This is a genomic window from Kitasatospora sp. NPDC058046 (assembly GCF_042885595.1).
Classification (GTDB): domain Bacteria; phylum Actinomycetota; class Actinomycetes; order Streptomycetales; family Streptomycetaceae; genus Kitasatospora.
In genome coordinates this window covers 83,696-101,269 of the sequence record NZ_JBHVRS010000005.1, presented here as the reverse complement: position 1 = coordinate 101,269, position 17,574 = coordinate 83,696, and the positions used below count along the sequence as shown (strand labels likewise).

The window sequence follows — 17,574 nt, the reverse complement described above, 5'->3', positions numbered from 1 at the left end:
CTGGTGGTGCGGCTACTTCTTGGTGGTGCAGTGGCCGCGCGCCTCGTCGAAGCCCTGCCCGGCCGACTGGCAGTACTCCTTGACGTTGGCGTAGTGCTCCTTGCTCGTCTCGGCGAACCGGGTCTGGGTCGGGGACATCGCGATGAAGTACAGCCACTTTCCGTCCGCCGGGTGCAGCGTCGCGTTGAGCGCCTCGTCGCCGGGGTTGGAGATCGGACCGGGCGGCAGGCCCTGGTTCACGTAGGTGTTGTACTTGTTGTTCGCGTCGTCCATGTCCTTCTTGTCGAGGTCCTTGCGGCCCAGCGAGTACTGGAGCGTGGTGTCCATGCCGAGCCGGTGGTTGATCTCGCCGCCGGCCGCCAGCCGGTTCTGGATGGTCTTGGCCATCTTGGCGAAGTCTTCCGGGTTGTTGCCCTCGCGCTGGAGGATGCTCGCCTCGATGAGCACCTCGTAGCCGGTCTTCAGCCCCACCGAAGCGGCCTGGGCGTCCAGGCCGGCGTACTTCTCGGTGGCGTTCTTCACCATCTGCTTGAGCAGGTCCTCGGGCTTCATGCCCTCGGCGATGTTGTAGCGGGTCGGCCAGAGGAAGCCCTCGATGTTGCCGTTCGCGTACGCCGGCAGGCCGAGGTCGTTGACCTGCGCCTTGGCGACGCCCGCTGTGGTGCCCGGCGGCAGCTTCAGCTTGGTGTCGATGAGGGTGTAGATCTCGGTGGAGTTCTTGCCCTCCGGTACGACGATCGCCGCGCCGCCCGCCTGGGCGAGCAGCTCCTTGAGCGCGGCCGCGGCCGGCATCTCCTTCTTCATCTCGTAGAAGCCGTACTGGATGGTGCCGCACTTGGGCTCGGCCTTGCAGGCCGTGTTGAACGCGTCGACGCTCTTGACCACGCCGGCGTTCTTCAGCGCCAGGCCGATCTGCCCGCCGACCGCGCCCTTCTTGACCTCGACCTGGACGGAGCCGGTGCCCTCGCCGGTGAAGTCCGGTGCCGGGCCGAAGTGGTCCTGGTAGAAGCCGTAGCCCCACCAGCCGGCCCCGCCGACGGCGCCGAGCAGCACCGCGGCGACCAGCAGGCAGGCGCCGCCGTTGCGGCGGCCCGACTTCTTGCCCTTCTCCTTGCGCTTCTTCTGGGCCTCGCGGGAGTCGTCCTGCTCGCCGAGGAAGCCGGCCTCCCCGGCCTCGGCGTGCTCGTCGGGGTACCCGTCGTCCTCGTGGCGGCCGCCGTCCGCGTGGCCGTCCCACTCGTCCGTCCCGCCCTCGCGCGCGGCGCCGACCGGGTCGGCGCCGGCCTCCAGTGCGGCGGCCTCGGCCTCCCAGTCGATCCCGTCCGGGCCGGGGCCGGAGGCCGGCACCGGCTCCGGGGCCGGCTGCGGCTTGGCCCGGCGCCGCGGCACCTGCCGCTGCGGAGCCTGCTGCTCGGGGGCCGGCTGCTGCGGGGGCTGCTGCTGGAGGGGCTGCTGCGCCTGGACCTGCTGGGGCTGGACCTGCTGCGGAGCCTGCTGCTGGTAACCCTGCTGCTGCACCGGCGCCTGCTGCTGGGGCAGCTGCTGCTGCGCGTACCCCTGCTGCATCGGCTGCTGCGGTTGCGGCTGCTGCGGCACGTACCCCTGCTGGGGGTAGCCCTGCTGCTGCACCGGCGCCTGCTGCTGCGCCATCTGCTGCTGGTAGCCCTGCTGACCGCCCGGGTAGCCCTGCTGCGGCATCTGCTGCTGGGGGGCCTGCTGCTGGTAGCCCTGCTGCGCCATCATCTGCTGCTGCATCTGCGGCGCCATCTGCTGCTGCGCGTACCCCTGCTGCACGTCCCCGTACTGCTGCTGGACCTGCTGGCCCTGCTGCGGGTACTGCTGCTGCCACTGGCCGTCCTGCTGGCCGGGGACCGGCTGCCGGCCGTCGTACCCGGGATCACCGGGGTGCCACGGCTCGCCCTGGGGGTTGTAGCCCCCGCCCAGATCGGTCATTGATCCCCTTAACCGACGGTGACGACCGGAGGATCAAACCGGCCGTCCGGGACGACGCGGTCCCGGCTGATTCTCGAACCGGCGTGCTAGCGCAGCGCCTGGAGGGAGACGTTACCGTACCGCAGCCTTACCCCCGGCCGGGCGGACGCACCGTCAGTGAGCGATCTCACCGACGGCACACAACTCCGTTACGGCGTCCCCGCACCGGGAGCGGAAGGCGCACCGGCCCCGCCCGAGGCCCCCGGGGCCGTCGCCGCCGGGTCGGAGGGCGCGCCCGACGCCGGGGCGCTCGGCTTGGCCGCCGCCCGGTTGGCGTTGAACTCCGCCACGTTGCGTTGCTGGACGTCGAAGCTGTCGGTGAAGCGGGTGTCCCCCGGCTTCACGGTGACGAAGTACAGCCAGTCCCCCGGCGTCGGGTCCAGCGCGGCCATGATCGCCTGCCGCCCGGGGTTGGAGATCGGGCTCGGCGGCAGTCCGGCGTGGAGGTAGGTGTTGTACGGGGAGTCCAGCCTGGTGTCGGTCACCGAGGTGTTCAGGGTCGAGCGGCCGAGCGCGTAGTTGATGGTGGAGTCCAGCTGCAGGGGCATGCCCTTGGCCAGCCGGTTGTAGATCACCCGGGCCACCTTGCCCATGTCCTCGGTGTTGTCGGCCTCGCCCTGGACCATGCTGGCCACGGTGATCAGCCCGTACACGCTCTGCCCGAGGTTCTGCGCGACCACGGTGGCGTCGTCCCGGCCGAACTCCCGGCCGGCCCGGTCCACCATCTGCTTCAGCAGGTCGAAGGCGGTGGTGCCCTCGGTGACGCTGTACGTCGCCGGGAACAGGTAGCCCTCCGGGCTGCCGTTGGCGAAGTCCGGCAGGCCGAGTTCGGCGCCCTGGTCCTGGGCGGTCTTCTGGGCGGTGCCCGCGGGCAGGTTCAGCTTCTTGTCGATGGCCGCGTAGATCTGGTAGCCGCGCCAGCCCTCGGGGATGGTCAGGCCGTTGGCGTTGGCCGGGTCGATCAGGACCGCCAGCGCCGCCGCGGCCGACATCCGCTGCTTCAGCGTGTACGTCCCGGGCTGGATCCGCCCGGCCGCCGCCGCGCTGCCCTTCGCGGCCCGGGTGAAGGCGAGCGAGCTGGCCACCACGCCGTTGCGGACCAGCGCGGAGGCGATCTGGGAGAGGCCGGCGCCCTCCGGCACCGAGACCTGCACGCTGCCGGTGCCCTGCCCGGCGAAGTCGGCGGCGGCCGGGGGTTTGCGCTGCGCCTGGATCCAGGTGTACCCGGTCAGCCCGACCCCGCCGAACACCGCGATCAGTGCGAGCGCGGTGAGCCCGCAGGCCAGCCCGTTGCGCCGTCGGTGCGGATCGGGCGCATCGAAGCGCGGACGGGGCGCACCCGGCGGACGGCCCTCCGGTTCCAGCACCGGTGCGCCCAGATGCCCGGGCGTGAGACCCGGGTGGAAGTCCTGGTCGGTCATGGCTCGCGCCCCCTTCGGCGGTCCCAGATCGATCCGGATCGACATGAATCGATCCAAAACAGACAAGGAAGCGAACGAAAAGGGGTCCGTGCGGACGCGTCCGCACGGACCCCTCAACGGGACGTTAGATCAGACCGGTCAGCCGACCGCCTCGACGCTCTCACCGGGCGGGCGTCCGCTCACCCGTTCGGACTCAAGGGCGGTCTGCAGGATCACCACCGCGGCGGCCTGGTCGACCACCGAGCGGCCCTTCTTCGCCTTGACCCCCGAGGCGCGCAGCCCGTGGGTCGCGGTGACGGTCGACATCCGCTCGTCCACCAGCCGCACCGGCACCGGGTAGAGCCGGTTCGCCAGCCGGGTCGCGTACGCCCGGACCTTCTCCGCCGCCGGGCCCTCCTTGCCGCTGAGCGAACGCGGCAGCCCGACGATCACCTCCATCGCGTCGTACTCCTCGACGATGGCGGCGATCCTGGCCTGCGACTTCACCCCGGCCGGGACGGTCTCCACGGGCGTGGCGAGCACCCCGTCGGGGTCGCAGGACGCGACCCCGATCCGGGCGTCCCCGACGTCGACGGCGATCCGCCGCCCCCGTCGGAAGGGCCTCTCCTCGAGCTCCATCAGCTGGCGCGCTCCGCGACCAGGCCGAGCACCGCGGCGATGGCCTCGCCGACCGCGGCCGGGTTGGAGCCGCCGCCCTGGGCGACGTCGTCCTTGCCGCCACCGCCGCCGCCGAGGGTCTTGGCGGCGGTCCGGACCAGCTCGCCGGCCTTGATGCCGCGGCCGCGGGCGTCCTCGTTGGTGGCGATCACGGTCAGCGGGCGGTCGTTCGCCACGGTGAAGGCGGCGACCACGGCCGGGCGCGAGCCGAGGCGGCCGCGCACGTCCAGGACCAGCTTGCGCAGCTCGTCCGCGCCCACGCCGTCGGCGACCTGCGCGGCGACCACGGCGATGCCGTGCACGTCCTCGGCCGAGTCGGCCAGGCCCGCCGCGGCGGCCAGCACCTTCTCGGCGCGGAAGCGCTCGATCTCCTTCTCGGCGTCCTTGAGCTTGGCGAGCATGCCCGAGATCTTCTCCGGCAGCTCCTCCGGGCGGCCCTTGACCAGCTCGGTGAGCTGGGCGACCACGGTGTGCTCACGGGCCAGGAACCGGTAGGCGTCGCTGCCGACCAGCGCCTCGACGCGGCGCACGCCGGAGCCGATCGAGGACTCGCCGAGCAGCTTCACCAGGCCCAGCTGGGCGGTGTTGCCGACGTGGGTGCCGCCGCACAGCTCCTTGGAGAAGTCGCCGATGGTGACGACCCGGACCTCGTCGCCGTACTTCTCGCCGAACATCGCGATGGCGCCGGCCTTGCGGGCCTGGTCCATCGTCATGACCTCGGCGGTGACCTCCAGCTCGCGGGTCAGCACGTCGTTGATCTTCTGCTCGACGTCGACCAGCACGCTGCCGGGAACGGCGGCGGGCGAGCCGAAGTCGAAGCGGAAGCGGCCGGGGGCGTTCTCGGAGCCGGCCTGGGCGGCCGTCGGGCCGAGCGCGTCGCGCAGCGCCTGGTGGGTCAGATGGGTGGCCGAGTGGGCGCGGGCGATCGCCCGGCGGCGCTCGGTGTCGATCGTGGCGTACGCCGAGGCGCCCAGCACGACCTCGCCGAACAGCACCCCGCCGGAGTGCACGATGACGCCCGGGACGGGCTGCTGCACGTCGCGGATCTCCACCACCGCGCCGGACTCCAGCCGGATCCGGCCCTGGTCGGCGAGCTGGCCGCCGCCCTCGGCGTAGAACGGGGTGCGGTCGAGGATGATCTCGACCTCGTCGCCCTCGGAGGCGGCCGGTGCCGGGACGCCGTCCACCAGCAGGCCGACCACGGTGGCCTCGCCCTCGGTGAGGGAGTAGCCGGTGAAGACGCTGGCGCCGGACGTGTCGGCGACCTCGCGGTACGCGGCGACGTCGGCGTGGCCCATCTTCTTGGCCTTGGCGTCGGCCTTGGCGCGGTCCCGCTGCTCCTGCATCAGGCGGCGGAAGCCGGCCTCGTCCACCTGGAGGCCCTGCTCCTCGGCCATCTCCAGGGTCAGGTCGATCGGGAAGCCGTAGGTGTCGTGCAGCTTGAACGCCTGGTCGCCGGAGAGCACCGCGCCGCCGGACTGCTTGGTCTCGGTGACCGCGGCGTCCAGCAGGTTGGTGCCGGCCTTCAGGGTCTGGAGGAAGGCCGCCTCCTCGCCGACGACGACCGTCTCGATGCGCTTGCGGTCGCTCTCCAGCTCCGGGTACTGCGGGGCCATCGCCTTGATGGCGATGTCGGTGAGGTCCTTGGCCACCACGCCGGTGGCGCCCAGCAGGCGCATGTTGCGGATGGCGCGGCGCAGGATGCGGCGCAGCACGTAGCCGCGGCCCTCGTTGCCGGGGGTGACGCCGTCGCCGATCAGCATCAGCGCGGTGCGGATGTGGTCGGTGACCACGCGCAGCGAGACGTCCGCCTTGTGGTCGGCGCCGTAGGTGTGGCCGGTGAGCTCGGCGGCGCGGTCGAGGATCATCCGGCTGGTGTCGATCTCGAAGAGGTTGTCGACGCCCTGCAGGATGGCGGCGAGGCGCTCCAGGCCGAGGCCGGTGTCGATGTTCCGGCTCGGCAGGTCGCCGAGGATCTCGAAACCGTCCTTGCCGTCGCCGTGGCCGCGCTCGTACTGCATGAAGACCAGGTTCCAGATCTCCAGGTAGCGCTCGCCGTTGACGGCCGGGCCGCCCTCCTCGCCGTACGCGGGGCCGCGGTCGTAGTTGATCTCCGAGCACGGGCCGCACGGGCCGGGGACGCCCATCGACCAGAAGTTGTCCTTCATGCCCAGGCGCTGGATGCGCTCCGAGGGCACGCCGATGACGTCACGCCAGATCTGCTCGGCCTCGTCGTCGTCCTTGTAGACGGTGATCCAGAGCTTCTCCTTCTCCAGGCCGTAGCCGCCGTCCGCGACGGGAGTGGTGAGCAGCTCCCAGGCGAACTTGATGGCTCCTTCCTTGAAGTAGTCGCCGAAGGAGAAGTTGCCGCACATCTGGAAGAAGGAGCCGTGCCGGGTGGTCTTCCCGACCTCCTCGATGTCCAGGGTGCGCACGCACTTCTGGACGCTGGTGGCGCGCGAGAACTGCGGCTTGACCTCGCCCAGGAAGTAGGGCTTGAACGGCACCATGCCGGCGTTGACGAGCAGCAGGGTGGGGTCGTCGGCGACCAGGGACGCCGACGGAACGACGGTGTGGCCGCGCTCCTCGAAGAAGCGCAGCCAGCGGCGGCGGATCTCAGCCGACTCCATTAGTGGTCCTTCCGGTTCGGGGTGCCGCCCCGCGGCGGCAGGGCGCGGCGGGGCGTTTCTTCAGTGGTCTGGGGGGTGGTACGGGCGCTGCGGGACGGAGGCAGGGCGGCGGCCGGGCTACCGGGCGCCGCCGAGATAGCTCGGTACTGCGGCTCGCCGCGCAGGACCCGGCGGTCGCCGCGGGGCTCCACCACGGCGGTGCCGTGCAGCCCGAGGTCGTCCTTCAGCTGCTCCTCGCGCTCGGCCATGCCGGCCTTCACGTCCTGGGCGAACTGCTTGGCCAGGTCGCCCAGGTGCAGCGCACCGCGGGCGGCGGTGCCGGAGAGGCTGTCCGGGGTCAGCCGGTGCACGGCCTCGTTGGCCTTGTTCATGGCCCAGACGGTGGCGCCGGCGCCGACCGCCATCCAGAAGATGCGTCGCACCATGCCGTCAGCCCCTCACCGCGCGCCGGACCCGGGAGAACAGTCCGTTCCTGGGCGCCGTCGCGGCGCGGACCTCGGCCCGGATCAGCCGGGCCAGCTCCTCGCGCTCGCCGGCCTGCGAGGGCGCCGGCGGCACGCCGCCCTGCTGCCGGGCGACGGCCTTGCGCACGCCGTAGCTGAACGCCGCGACCTTCACCAGCGGTCCGCCCAGGGTGGCGGCCACGGTGGAGGAGAGCGCGTTGGCGTTGGCGGCGGCGTCCTGCACGTTGGCGGTGATCTCGTCCACCCGCTCCAGCTGCTCGTTGGCGCTGCGCACCGCGGCGCCCGCGTCGGTCAGCAGCGGGACGGCCTGCTCGGTGACGGCGGAGACCAGGACGGCGGCCTCCTTGAGGACCCGGGAGAGGCGGACCAGCACCACGGCGAGCAGGGTGACCAGGACCGCCCAGAAGACGGCGACGAGCAATCCGGCCAGCTCTCCCACGGACACCTTTGCGCGCTCCCTCGCCTTGCAGCTCTTCAGAGGGAACCCTATCGCGCCGACGCCCGGTTTCCGGACCGGGTTCTCTCCCCGGCGATCCGGTCGGGTGTGCGATCGGCGCGCGTAACCTACCGGCCGGTCACCTCGTTCTGCCTGGCAGGCCGTCGCCCGTACGGCCCGACGCACGTCCGGACCGCGACGGTCCGGCCTGGAGCACGGGGAGCAGCCCTTGGCCGGGGACTGGAGAGCGGAGCCCGGGGAGCCCGAGGCGGGGCCGCCCGAGCCGGAGCCCGGCCGGCTGCCGGCCGAGCTGACCGGCTTCGTCGGGCGGCGGGGCGAGCTGGCCGAGCTGGCCGGCCTGCTGGCCACGGCCCGGCTGGTGACGGTCACCGGGCCCGGCGGCGTGGGCAAGAGCCGGCTGGCCCTGCGCGCGGCGGCCCGGGCGGCCGACGCGTTCCCGGACGGCACCTGGCTGGTGGACGTGGCCCCCGTGCAGGACCGGCTGCTGCTCGGCCACGCCGTCCTGGAGGCGCTGCGGCTCACCGACGGCGGCGCCCGTCCGCCGCTGGACGTCCTGACCGACCGGCTGGACGGCCGGCGCCTGCTGCTGGTGCTGGACGGCTGCGAGCACCTGGTGGAGGCCTGCGCCGAACTGGCCGACGCGCTGCTGCGGGCGCTGCCCGAGCTGCGGCTGCTGACCACCAGCCGCACCGCGCTGCGGGCCTCGGGCGAGCACCTGCTGACCCTCGCGCCGCTGCCGGTCGGCCCGGCGCCCGCCGGCCCGGCGCGGTCGGGCGCGCTGCCGGACGCGGTGCGGCTGTTCGCCGACCGGGCCCGGGCAGTGCTGCCGTCCTTCGAGGTGACGGAGGACAACGCGGAGGCGGTCGGGCTGCTCTGCCGCCGGCTGGACGGCATCCCGCTGGCCGTGGAGCTGGCCGCCGGCCGGCTGCGCGCGCTGTCGGTGGAGCAGGTCACCGCCCGGCTGGACGACCGCTTCCGGCTGCTCACCGGCGGCTCCCGGACTGCTCTGCCCCGGCACCGGGCGCTGCGCACGACGATCGGCTGGAGCCATGAGCTCTGCACCGTGCAGGAACGTTTACTCTGGGCCCGCCTGTCGGTCTTCGCCGGCGGTTTCGACCTGGAGGCCGCCGAGTACGTCTGCGCCGGCGAGGGCATCGAGGCCGAAGAGGTGCTCGACCTGCTCGACGAGCTGGTCGCCAAGTCCGTGGTGCTGCGCGAGGACAGCGCCTTCGGCGTGCGCTTCCGGCTGCTGGACACCCTGCGCGAGTACGGCGGCCAGTGGCTGCGGGCCGCCGGCGAGGAGCCGCGGCTGCTGCGCCGCCACCGGGACTGGTACCTGGGCGTCGCCACCTGGGGCGAGGTCGAGTGGTTCGGCCCCCGGCAGGCGGAGACCGCCGAGCGCACCCAGCTGGCCCACGGCAACCTCCGCGCGGCGCTGGAGTTCTGCCTCGCCGAGCCCGGCGAGGAGCAGATCGCCCTGCTGCTGGCCGGCACCCTCTGGTTCTACTGGATCGGCTGCGGCCACCTCGGCGAGGGCCGGCACTGGCTGGACCGGGCGCTCGCCCTGGACCGCGAGCCCACCGAGGCCCGGGCCAAGGCGCTCTGGGTGACCGGCTACACGGCCACCCTCCAGGGCGACCTCGGCTTCGCCCGCCCGGCGCTGGAGGAGTGCCGCCGCCAGGCCCTGAACACCGGCGACGACCGGGCCCTGGCCCACGCCGTCCACCGCCAGGGCTGCGTCGCCCTGGTCGGCGACGACCCCGACCGGGCCGCCGAGCTGTTCGAGGAGGCGCTCTGGCACTACCGGACCATCGGCGAGCTCAACAGCAACGTGGTGATGGCCATGCTGGAGCTGGGCCTGGCCTACCTGTTCCAGGGCGACCTGGACAGCGGCGAGCTCTGGTTCGGCCAGGCCCGCGAGCTGTGCGAGGAGCACGGCGAGCAGTGGGCCTACGGGTACGTGCTCTACGCGATGGCGTACTCGCACTGGCTGGACGGCGCCGTCCAGCCCGCCCGGATGCTGGCCCGGGAGTGCGTGCGGCTGAACCACCTCTTCCGCGACCTGCTCGGCATCGTGCTGGGCATCGACCTGCTGGCGCTGCTGGAGACCGAGCCGAGCCGCCCGGGCGAGCCGGGCGACCTGCGCGAGGCGCGGGTGCTCCAGGGGGCCGCGCACCGGATCTGGCGCGCGGTCGGCAACCCGTTCCTGGGCTCGCGGAACTTCTTCGGCCCGCACCAGGAGTGCGCGGAGCGGGCCCTGGCCGGGCTGAGCGCCCAGGAGTACGAGGAGTGCTACGAGGCCGGCACCCTGCTGGACCTGGACGCGGCGGTCGCCCGGGCGCTCGGCGGCGGGGGCGCGGCGGAGGGCGCGGAGCCGGTGCCGGATCCCCGCGCGGTGCCGCCCGCGCCGGCGCCCTCGGCGGTGCGGAATAGTTGAAACTTGCCGATTGCTTGAGGAGGCAAGGAACTGCTCGGAAGGAGCACCATGGCCGTCCACAACGCCGCCAACGAGTACCGCATGGCGAAGTTCTACTTCGATTCCAAGGCGTACACCGACGCGGCCCGCATGCTCGAAGGCGTCCTGGCCGAGGAGCCGACCAACCTCTCGGTCCGGATGCTGCTGGCCCGCAGCTACTTCCACTCGGCCCAGCTGCGGCGCGCCGAGGCCGAGCTGCTGCGGATCCTGGAGGCCGACCCGGCCGAGGACTACGCCCGGCTGATGCTCGGCCGCACCCTGGAGCGCCAGGGCCGCGCCGAGGAGGCCCGCCCGCACCTGCGGCTGGCCGCCGCGATGGCCGGCGAGAGCATCTGACGGCAGCGGGAGGAACCGCGGGAACAGCGGAAAAGGGGCGAGCCCCCGTCGCCTCGAAAGGCGGCGGGGGCTCGCTCGTGGTGTCGCGAAGAGCGGAACCGGGTCAGCGCGAGTAGTACTCGACGACCAGCTGCTCGTCACAGATCACCGGGACCTCCTTGCGCTGCGGCGCACGGTCCAGGCGGAAGGCCAGGGCCTTCAGGTTGACCTCGAGGTACTTCGGGGTCTGGCCCTCACCCGCGTAGCCACCCTCACGGGCGACCTGGAAGGGGACCTTCTCCTTGGAGCGCTCGCGGACGGTGACCACGAAGCCCGGCTTCATCTGGAACGACGGCTTGTTGACCTTGCCGCCGTTGACCTCGATGTGGCCGTGGACGACCATCTGGCGGGCCTGGTAGATGGTGCGGGCGATGCCCGAACGCAGGACCAGGGAGTCCAGACGGGTCTCCAGGTCGGCGACGAGCGCCTCACCGGTCTTGCCCTCGGCCTTCTTCGCGCGGTCGAACGCGCGCGCCATCTGCTTCTCGCTCAGGTCGTACTGGGCGCGCAGACGCTGCTTCTCGAGCAGACGGACCTTGTAGTCCGAGTTCTGCTTGCGGCCACGGCCGTGCTGGCCGGGCGGGTACGGGCGGGCCTCGAAGTACTTGACGGACTTCGGGGTCAGCGGCACGCCGAGCGCACGCGCGATCTTGACCTTGGGACGCTTCTGGTTCGCCATGAACCAAACCTTCCTTGCTTACGAATACGGCTTCACCAGGTGTTGACGGAGGTCGCATCTCGCGACCCGGAGACAACCCATCGCCGAGGCGATGCGGTCAGCCGCTCTCCGGAGCCGGGCACGGAAGTGCTGGTCACACGGACCGGCCCGGAATCCGGGCCCGTCCGCGACACCGAAACGGTGCGCGACGCTCCTGGTGCGGGCCCCTCGAGGGGGCCTACGGCCGGTGTCCCGCTGGTGCGGCCGGTCGGTGGGGTCTCCCCCGCCGCCGTCCCGGGACATGGCACTCCGATCGAGTATACCGGTGGATCACTCGCCCTTTTCCCCGGGCTGCTCCTCGGCCGGCGCGGCCGCCTTCCGCGGCTTCTGCTCCGCCTTCTGCTCGGCCTTCTTCTCCACCCTGCGCTCCCCGCGCAGCCGCCCGCGCGTCCACTCCACGACCTCCGCGTACCGCGCCTCGCCGCCGCGCCTGGTCGGCTGGTAGTACTCCCGACCGTGCACCGCGTCCGGCGCGTACTGCTGGGCGGCGATGCCCTCCGGCAGGTCGTGCGGGTAGCGGTAGCCCTTGCCGTGGCCGAGCTTGCCCGCGCCGCCGTAGTGCGCGTCCCGCAGGTGGGACGGGACGGCGCCCGCCAGGCCCTGCCGGACGTCCGCCAGCGCCGCGTCGATCGCCAGGTAGGCGGCGTTGGACTTGGGCGCCAGGGCCAGCGCGATGGCCGCCTGGGAGAGGATGATCCGGGCCTCCGGGAAGCCGATCAGGGCCACCGCCTGGGCCGCCGCCACCGCCGTCTGCAGGGCCGTCGGGTCGGCCAGACCGACGTCCTCGCTGGCCGAGATCATCAGCCGGCGGGCGATGAACCGCGGGTCCTCCCCCGCCTCGATCATCCGGGCCAGGTAGTGCAGGGTGGCGTCCACGTCGCTGCCGCGGATCGACTTGATCAGCGCGCTCGCCACGTCGTAGTGCTGGTCGCCGTCCTTGTCGTAGCGCACCGCCGCCTGGTTGACCGCCGTCTCGGTGGTGGCCAGCGTGATGCTCGGCTCGCCCTTCTCCAGCGCCGCCCCGGCCGCCGCCTCCAGCGTGGTGAGCGCCCGCCGGGCGTCCCCGCCGGCCAGGCGCACCAGGTGGTCCTCGGCCTCCGCGGTCAGCTCCAGCGCCCCCTCCAGCCCGCGCTCGTCGGCCACCGCGCGGCGCAGCAGCGCCCGGATGTCCTCGTCGGTCAACGACTCCAGGGTGAGCAGCAGCGAGCGGGACAGCAGCGGGGAGATCACCGAGAAGTACGGGTTCTCGGTCGTCGCCGCGATCAGGGTGACCCAGCGGTTCTCCACGGCGGGCAGCAGCGAGTCCTGCTGGGCCTTGGAGAAGCGGTGGATCTCGTCCAGGAAGAGCACCGTCTCCCGGCCGGACATCCCGACCGCCCGCCGGGCACCGTCGATCACCGCCCGGACCTCCTTGACCCCGGCGGTGATCGCGGACAGCTCCACGAAGCGGCCCTCGACCGCCTGGCTGATCACGTGCGCCAGGGTGGTCTTGCCGGTGCCGGGAGGGCCCCAGAGGATCACCGAGCTGGTCGCCGCCGGGCCGCGCGAACTCCCGACCAGGCGGCGCAGCGGCGAGCCGGGCTTCAGCAGCTGCCGCTGCCCGGCCACCTCGTCCAGGGTGCGCGGACGCATCCGTACGGCCAGGGGCGCCCGGCCGGGCTCCCTGGTCTGGCGTTCCTCGGCGGCGGCGGTGAAGAGGTCCGGTTCGTCCACACCGGAAGCCTATGCGAGGGCTCGGACAGCCCGCCAAGAGCTGCGCGGGGCCCGTCCTACTCCAGCCCGGCGGCGTGGTCCGGGACGTACTTCTGGAGGTCCCGCGGGGGCCGCTCGTAGCCGCGCGAGGCGGGGCGGGGCGGCAGCTGCACCCGCGGCTCCCTGATCTCGTGGTACGGCACGGTGGACAGCAGGTGGGCGATCATGTTGATCCGGGCCCGGCGCTTGTCGTCGCTCTCCACCACGTGCCAGGGCGAGTCCGGGGTGTCGGTGTGGATGAACATCTCGTCCTTGGCCCGCGAGTAGTCCTCCCAGCGGGTGATCGACTCGACGTCCATCGGGGAGAGCTTCCAGCGCTTCATCGGGTCCTCCAGCCGGTCCCGGAAGCGCCGCTGCTGCTCGGTGTCGCTCACCGAGAACCAGTACTTGCGCAGCAGGACGCCCGACTCGGTGAGCATCCGCTCGAAGGTCGGGCACTGGTGCAGGAACTGCCAGTACTCCTCGTCGGTGCAGAAGCCCATCACCCGCTCGACGCCCGCGCGGTTGTACCAGCTGCGGTCGAACAGGACGATCTCCCCGGCGGCCGGCAGGTGCTCGACGTACCGCTGGAAGTACCACTGGGTCTTCTGCCGCTCGGTCGGTGTGGGCAGCGCCGCGACCCGGGCGATGCGGGGGTTGAGGTACTCCGTCACCCGCTTGATCGCCCCGCCCTTGCCCGCGGCGTCGCGCCCCTCGAAGACCACCACCAGCCTGGCGCCCTCGACGCGCACCCACTCCTGGAGCTTCACCAGCTCCTCCTGGAGGCGCAGCAGCTCCCGCTCGTACGGCTTCCTGGCCAGTCGCTCCGGTTTCCCGGTCCGCTGCTGCTCGGCCACCCTCGGTTCCTCCGTCCGGCTGAATGCTGATCAGCACTCACCGTAGGCGCCCACGGCCGGTTCCGCAGGTCGGCGGGGGCTGTGGCGACCGGGGCCGGTCTCGTGGACCGGCCCTGGGGAGAGGTGCCGGGAGAGAGGTCAGACGGCGACGAAGGGCTCGGGGTAGCGGCAGAGCCCGCGCGGGGTGCCGTCGTACGACGGCAGCGGCAGCACCTGGAAGTACGCCTCCGGCACCTCGAACGGGCCGGTGACCTCGTGCCGCCCGGCCGGCGCGAAGCCGAACCGCGCGTAGTACTCCGGGTCGCCGAGGACGACCACGAGCTTCTCGCCCGCGTCCTCGGCCGCCGCCAGCGCGGCCCGGACGACCAGCTCGCCGACGCCCCGGCGCTGCCACTCGGGCGCCACCGCGACCGGCCCGAGCGCCAGCGCCTTGCCGTCGCCGACGAGCAGCCGGGTGAGCAGCGCGTGGCCGATCACCAGCCCGGTCCCGTCGACCGCCACCACGGACAGCCCGGGCAGCCAGGCGGGATCGCGGCGCAGCGCGTCCACCAGGTCCGCCTCGTCCGGGCCGGGGAACGCGGCCATGTGGACGCGTCTGGTCGCCGGGGCGTCCTCCGGACATTCGATTCTTGTGGTCACCTGCAAGAGTCAACCCTCCCTGTGTCACACACCGTTGTGGACCGGCCCCGGACGGCGGGTGAGCCGTCCGGGGCCGTTGCAGGTTAGCGGATGACGCGGTGTCAGGACTGGGGCTGGGCCTCGCCCTTGGCGTCCTCGCGGACCTTCGGCTTGGCGTCCACGCCGGCCTCGCGGCGCTGCGCCGGGGTGATCGGGGTCGGGGCGCCGGTCAGCGGGTCGCCGCCGGTGGACGTCTTCGGGAAGGCGATGACGTCCCGGATGGTGTCGTACCCGCCCAGCAGGGTGACGATGCGGTCCAGGCCGAAGGCGACACCGCCGTGCGGCGGCGGGCCGTAGTTGAAGGCGTCCAGCAGGAAGCCGAACTGCGAGGCCGCCTCCTCCTCGGAGAGGCCGATCGCGTCGAACGCCCGCTTCTGCACGTCGCGCTGGTGGATACGGATCGAACCGCCGCCCAGCTCCGAGCCGTTGAGGACCAGGTCGTAGGCGTTGGAGAGCGCCGAGCCCGGGTCGGTGTCGAAGGTGGCCAGCGACTCCGCGGTCGGGGCGGTGAACGGGTGGTGCACCGCGTGCCAGCCCTGGAACTGGCCCTTGTCGTCCTCGATCGGCTCGAACATCGGAAAGTCGACGACCCAGAGGAAGGCCCACTGGGACTCGTCGATCAGCTCGCAGCGGCGGCCGATCTCCAGACGGGCGGCGCCGAGCAGCTCCTGGGAGGCGCGCTCCTTGCCGGCCGCGAAGAAGACCGCGTCGCCGTTCTTGGCGCCCGCGGCGGCGGCGAGGCCGGCCAGGTGCTCCGCGGAGAGGTTCTTGGCGACCGGGCCGCGCAGCTCGCCGGTCTCGGCGTCGATGAGCACGTAGGCCAGGCCCTTGGCGCCGCGCGCCTTGGCCCAGTCCTGCCAGGCGTCCAGCTGCTTGCGCGGCTGCGAGGCGCCGCCGGGCATGACCACGGCGCCGACGTACGGGGCCTGGAAGACGCGGAACTCGGTGCCCTTGAAGTACTCGGTCAGGTCGGTGAGTTCCTGGCCGAAGCGGACGTCCGGCTTGTCCGAGCCGTAGCGGCCCATGGCGTCCGCGTAGGTCATCCGGGGCAGCGGGTTCGGGATCTCGTACCCGTGCACCTCGCGCCAGATGGAGCCGACGATCTTCTCGCCGAGGGCCAGGACGTCCTCCTGGTCGACGAACGAGGCCTCGATGTCCAGCTGGGTGAACTCCGGCTGCCGGTCGGCGCGGAAGTCCTCGTCGCGGAAGCAGCGGGCGATCTGGTAGTAGCGCTCCATGCCGGCCACCATCAGCAGCTGCTTGAACAGCTGGGGCGACTGCGGCAGGGCGTACCAGTGGCCGGGCTGGAGGCGGACCGGGACGAGGAAGTCGCGGGCGCCCTCGGGGGTGGAGCGGGTGAGGTACGGCGTCTCGATGTCGAGGTAGTCGTTCTCCTCCATCACCCGGCGGATGATGTTGTTGACCTTGGAGCGCAGGCGCAGGCCCTTGGCCGGGCCCTCGCGGCGCAGGTCCAGGTAGCGGTAGCGCAGCCGGACCTCCTCGTTGACCGTGCCCGGCTCGTACTCGGCGACCGGGAAAGGCAGCGGGGCGGCCTCGGAGAGCACCTCGATCGCGCTGACGACGACCTCGACGGCGCCGGTCGGGATGTCGGGGTTCTCGTTGCCCTCGGGGCGGACCCGGACGTCGCCGACGACCTTGACGCAGTACTCGGCGCGCAGGCCGTGTACCGAGTCGAGGTCGCGGACCACGATCTGCACGGTGCCGGAGGCGTCGCGCAGGTCGATGAAGGCGACGCCGCCGTGGTCGCGGCGGCGGGCGACCCAGCCGGCCAGGGTGACGGTGGTGCCTGCGTGCTCCGGGCGGAGCGTGCCCGCGTCGTGCGTGCGGATCACAGCTGCTTCTCCTTCAGGGTGGTGACGAGTGCGTCGAGGGCGACGGGGGTCTGTTCGCCGGTGCTCATGTCCTTGAGCTGGACGACGCCCTCGGCGAGGTCCCGGTCCCCGGCGATCAGGGCGAAGCGGGCGCCGGACCGGTCGGCGGACTTCATGGCGTTCTTGATGCTCTTGACGCCGAAGGCGAGGTCGGTGGCCACGCCGGCCCGGCGCAGCTCGACCACCTTGGCGAACAGGGTGTTCTTGGCCTCCTCGCCGAGCGCGACGGCGTAGACGGAGGTGGCCGCCGGCAGGTCGAGGGCGACGCCCTCGACCTCCAGCGCGAGGTAGGTGCGGTCCACGCCGAGCGCCCAGCCGACGGACGGCAGCGCCGGGCCGCCGATCATCTCGGACAGGCCGTCGTAGCGGCCGCCGCCGCCGATCGCGGACTGGGCGCCGAGGCCGTTGTGCACGAACTCGAAGGTGGTGCGGGTGTAGTAGTCCAGGCCGCGCACCAGCTTGGGGTCGTCCACGAAGGCCACGCCCGCCGCGGTGAGCAGCTCGCGGACCTTCTCGTCGTACGCCTTGCAGGCCTCGCACAGGTAGTCGCGCAGCATCGGGGCGCCGACCAGCTGGGCCTGCACCGACTCGCGCTTGTCGTCGAGGACGCGCAGCGGGTTGATCTCGGCGCGGCGGCGGGTCTCCTCGTCCAGGTCCAGGCCGGAGAGGAAGTCGATCAGCGCGGCACGGTAGACCGGGCGGCACTGCTTGTCGCCGAGGCTGTTGAGCAGCAGCGAGTAGTCGCTCAGCCCCAGCGAGCGGAAGGCGTCGTCGGCCAGGATGATCAGCTCGGCGTCCAGCGCCGGGTCCTCGGCCCCGATCGCCTCGGCGCCGACCTGGGAGAACTGGCGGTAGCGGCCCTTCTGGGCGCGCTCGTAGCGGTAGTACGAGCCCGAGTACCAGAGCTTGACCGGCAGGTTGCCCTGCTTGTGGAGGTTGGCCTGGAGCGCGGCGCGCAGCACCGAGGCGGTGCCCTCGGGGCGCAGCGCGAGCTCGTCGCCGCCCTTGGTGGTGAGGGTGTACATCTCCTTGGAGACGATGTCGGTGGACTCGCCGACACCGCGGGAGAACAGCTTCACGTCCTCGAAGACCGGGGTCTCGACGTAGCCGTAACCGGCCCGGCGGGCGGGCGCGGCGATGCGCTCGCGGATCGCCAGGAAGGTCGCGGAGCTGGGGGGCAGCAGGTCGTAGGTGCCCTTGGGGGCGGTGAAGGTGCTCAACTTCTC

General features: G+C 72.4%; 14 protein-coding genes. 2 read left to right on the top strand and 12 right to left on the bottom strand.

The features are described 5' to 3' along the window. Nucleotides 1–12 precede the first annotated feature (12 nt). The 6 genes from mltG (ACFVU7_RS12675) to ACFVU7_RS12650 all read right to left on the bottom strand — a co-directional run bounded on the left by mltG (ACFVU7_RS12675) (nt 13) and on the right by ACFVU7_RS12650 (nt 7,609). Nucleotides 13–1,953, bottom strand: a complete 1,941-nt coding sequence (gene mltG / locus ACFVU7_RS12675) for an endolytic transglycosylase MltG (protein WP_388045027.1) — start codon at nt 1,951–1,953, stop codon at nt 13–15. A gap of 188 nt (nt 1,954–2,141) precedes the next feature. Further along, the gene (gene mltG / locus ACFVU7_RS12670) at nt 2,142–3,413 is read right to left on the bottom strand and encodes an endolytic transglycosylase MltG (protein ID WP_063780218.1); all 1,272 of its coding nucleotides are present in this window, start codon (nt 3,411–3,413) and stop codon (nt 2,142–2,144) included. A 138-nt stretch (nt 3,414–3,551) separates the two neighbouring features. Then, nucleotides 3,552–4,031 carry a Holliday junction resolvase RuvX gene (gene ruvX, locus ACFVU7_RS12665; RefSeq protein WP_049653990.1) on the bottom strand — a complete coding sequence of 160 codons (480 nt, stop codon included), beginning with the start codon at nt 4,029–4,031 and terminating at the stop codon, nt 3,552–3,554. Continuing rightward, on the bottom strand, nt 4,031–6,700 hold the full coding sequence (gene alaS, locus ACFVU7_RS12660) for an alanine--tRNA ligase (RefSeq protein ID WP_049653992.1): 2,670 nt from the start codon (nt 6,698–6,700) through the stop codon (nt 4,031–4,033). The genes ruvX and alaS overlap by 1 nt, the downstream gene beginning before the upstream one ends. Beyond that, the gene (locus ACFVU7_RS12655) at nt 6,700–7,125 is read right to left on the bottom strand and encodes a DUF6167 family protein (RefSeq protein WP_053112171.1); all 426 of its coding nucleotides are present in this window, start codon (nt 7,123–7,125) and stop codon (nt 6,700–6,702) included. Before ACFVU7_RS12655 ends, alaS begins: the two co-directional genes overlap by 1 nt. Nucleotides 7,126–7,129: 4 nt before the next feature. Next, nucleotides 7,130–7,609 (bottom strand): DUF948 domain-containing protein, encoded by a 480-nt coding sequence (locus tag ACFVU7_RS12650; protein WP_387966766.1) that lies wholly within the window; start codon nt 7,607–7,609, stop codon nt 7,130–7,132. A gap of 220 nt (nt 7,610–7,829) precedes the next feature. On the opposite strand from ACFVU7_RS12650, the gene ACFVU7_RS12645 reads away from it, so the two are divergent. Both ACFVU7_RS12645 and ACFVU7_RS12640 read left to right on the top strand, forming a co-directional pair. Beyond that, nucleotides 7,830–10,058, top strand: a complete 2,229-nt coding sequence (locus ACFVU7_RS12645; RefSeq protein ID WP_259316508.1) for a regulator — start codon at nt 7,830–7,832, stop codon at nt 10,056–10,058. A 48-nt stretch (nt 10,059–10,106) separates the two neighbouring features. Next, nucleotides 10,107–10,433 carry a tetratricopeptide repeat protein gene (locus ACFVU7_RS12640; protein WP_049651814.1) on the top strand — a complete coding sequence of 109 codons (327 nt, stop codon included), beginning with the start codon at nt 10,107–10,109 and terminating at the stop codon, nt 10,431–10,433. Nucleotides 10,434–10,536: 103 nt separating this feature from the next. On the opposite strand, the gene rpsD is transcribed toward ACFVU7_RS12640, so the two are convergent. From rpsD to hisS, 6 genes are all read right to left on the bottom strand, one after another. Next, entirely contained in the window at nt 10,537–11,151 is a 615-nt protein-coding gene (gene rpsD, locus ACFVU7_RS12635) for a 30S ribosomal protein S4 (RefSeq protein ID WP_030240707.1), read from the bottom strand. Between the two features lie 309 nt (nt 11,152–11,460). Continuing rightward, the gene (locus tag ACFVU7_RS12630; RefSeq protein WP_241852869.1) at nt 11,461–12,903 is read right to left on the bottom strand and encodes a replication-associated recombination protein A; all 1,443 of its coding nucleotides are present in this window, start codon (nt 12,901–12,903) and stop codon (nt 11,461–11,463) included. 56 nt (nt 12,904–12,959) lie between these two features. Further along, on the bottom strand, nt 12,960–13,778 hold the full coding sequence (ppk2, locus tag ACFVU7_RS12625) for a polyphosphate kinase 2 (protein WP_049651815.1): 819 nt from the start codon (nt 13,776–13,778) through the stop codon (nt 12,960–12,962). A 138-nt stretch (nt 13,779–13,916) separates the two neighbouring features. Then, a complete protein-coding gene (locus tag ACFVU7_RS12620; RefSeq protein ID WP_241852868.1) occupies nt 13,917–14,417 on the bottom strand; it encodes a GNAT family N-acetyltransferase in 501 nt (166 codons plus the stop codon). A 101-nt stretch (nt 14,418–14,518) separates the two neighbouring features. Beyond that, a complete protein-coding gene (gene aspS, locus ACFVU7_RS12615) occupies nt 14,519–16,309 on the bottom strand; it encodes an aspartate--tRNA ligase (protein WP_049651817.1) in 1,791 nt (596 codons plus the stop codon). After that, nucleotides 16,306–17,568 carry a histidine--tRNA ligase gene (gene hisS / locus ACFVU7_RS12610; protein ID WP_388045025.1) on the bottom strand — a complete coding sequence of 421 codons (1,263 nt, stop codon included), beginning with the start codon at nt 17,566–17,568 and terminating at the stop codon, nt 16,306–16,308. Before hisS ends, aspS begins: the two co-directional genes overlap by 4 nt. Between the last annotated feature and the right edge of the window lie 6 nt (nt 17,569–17,574).

Bases quoted from the DNA above. Each gene is read 5' to 3' on its own strand.
- mltG (WP_063780218.1), bottom strand. From the start codon at position 3,413: ATGACCGACCAGGACTTCCACCCGGGTCTCACGCCCGGGCATCTGGGC.
- ruvX (WP_049653990.1), bottom strand. From the start codon at position 4,031: ATGGAGCTCGAGGAGAGGCCCTTCCGACGGGGGCGGCGGATCGCCGTC.
- ACFVU7_RS12655 (WP_053112171.1), bottom strand. From the start codon at position 7,125: ATGGTGCGACGCATCTTCTGGATGGCGGTCGGCGCCGGCGCCACCGTC.
- mltG (WP_388045027.1), bottom strand. From the start codon at position 1,953: ATGACCGATCTGGGCGGGGGCTACAACCCCCAGGGCGAGCCGTGGCAC.
- alaS (WP_049653992.1), bottom strand. From the start codon at position 6,700: ATGGAGTCGGCTGAGATCCGCCGCCGCTGGCTGCGCTTCTTCGAGGAG.
- ACFVU7_RS12640 (WP_049651814.1), top strand. From the start codon at position 10,107: ATGGCCGTCCACAACGCCGCCAACGAGTACCGCATGGCGAAGTTCTAC.
- rpsD (WP_030240707.1), bottom strand. From the start codon at position 11,151: ATGGCGAACCAGAAGCGTCCCAAGGTCAAGATCGCGCGTGCGCTCGGC.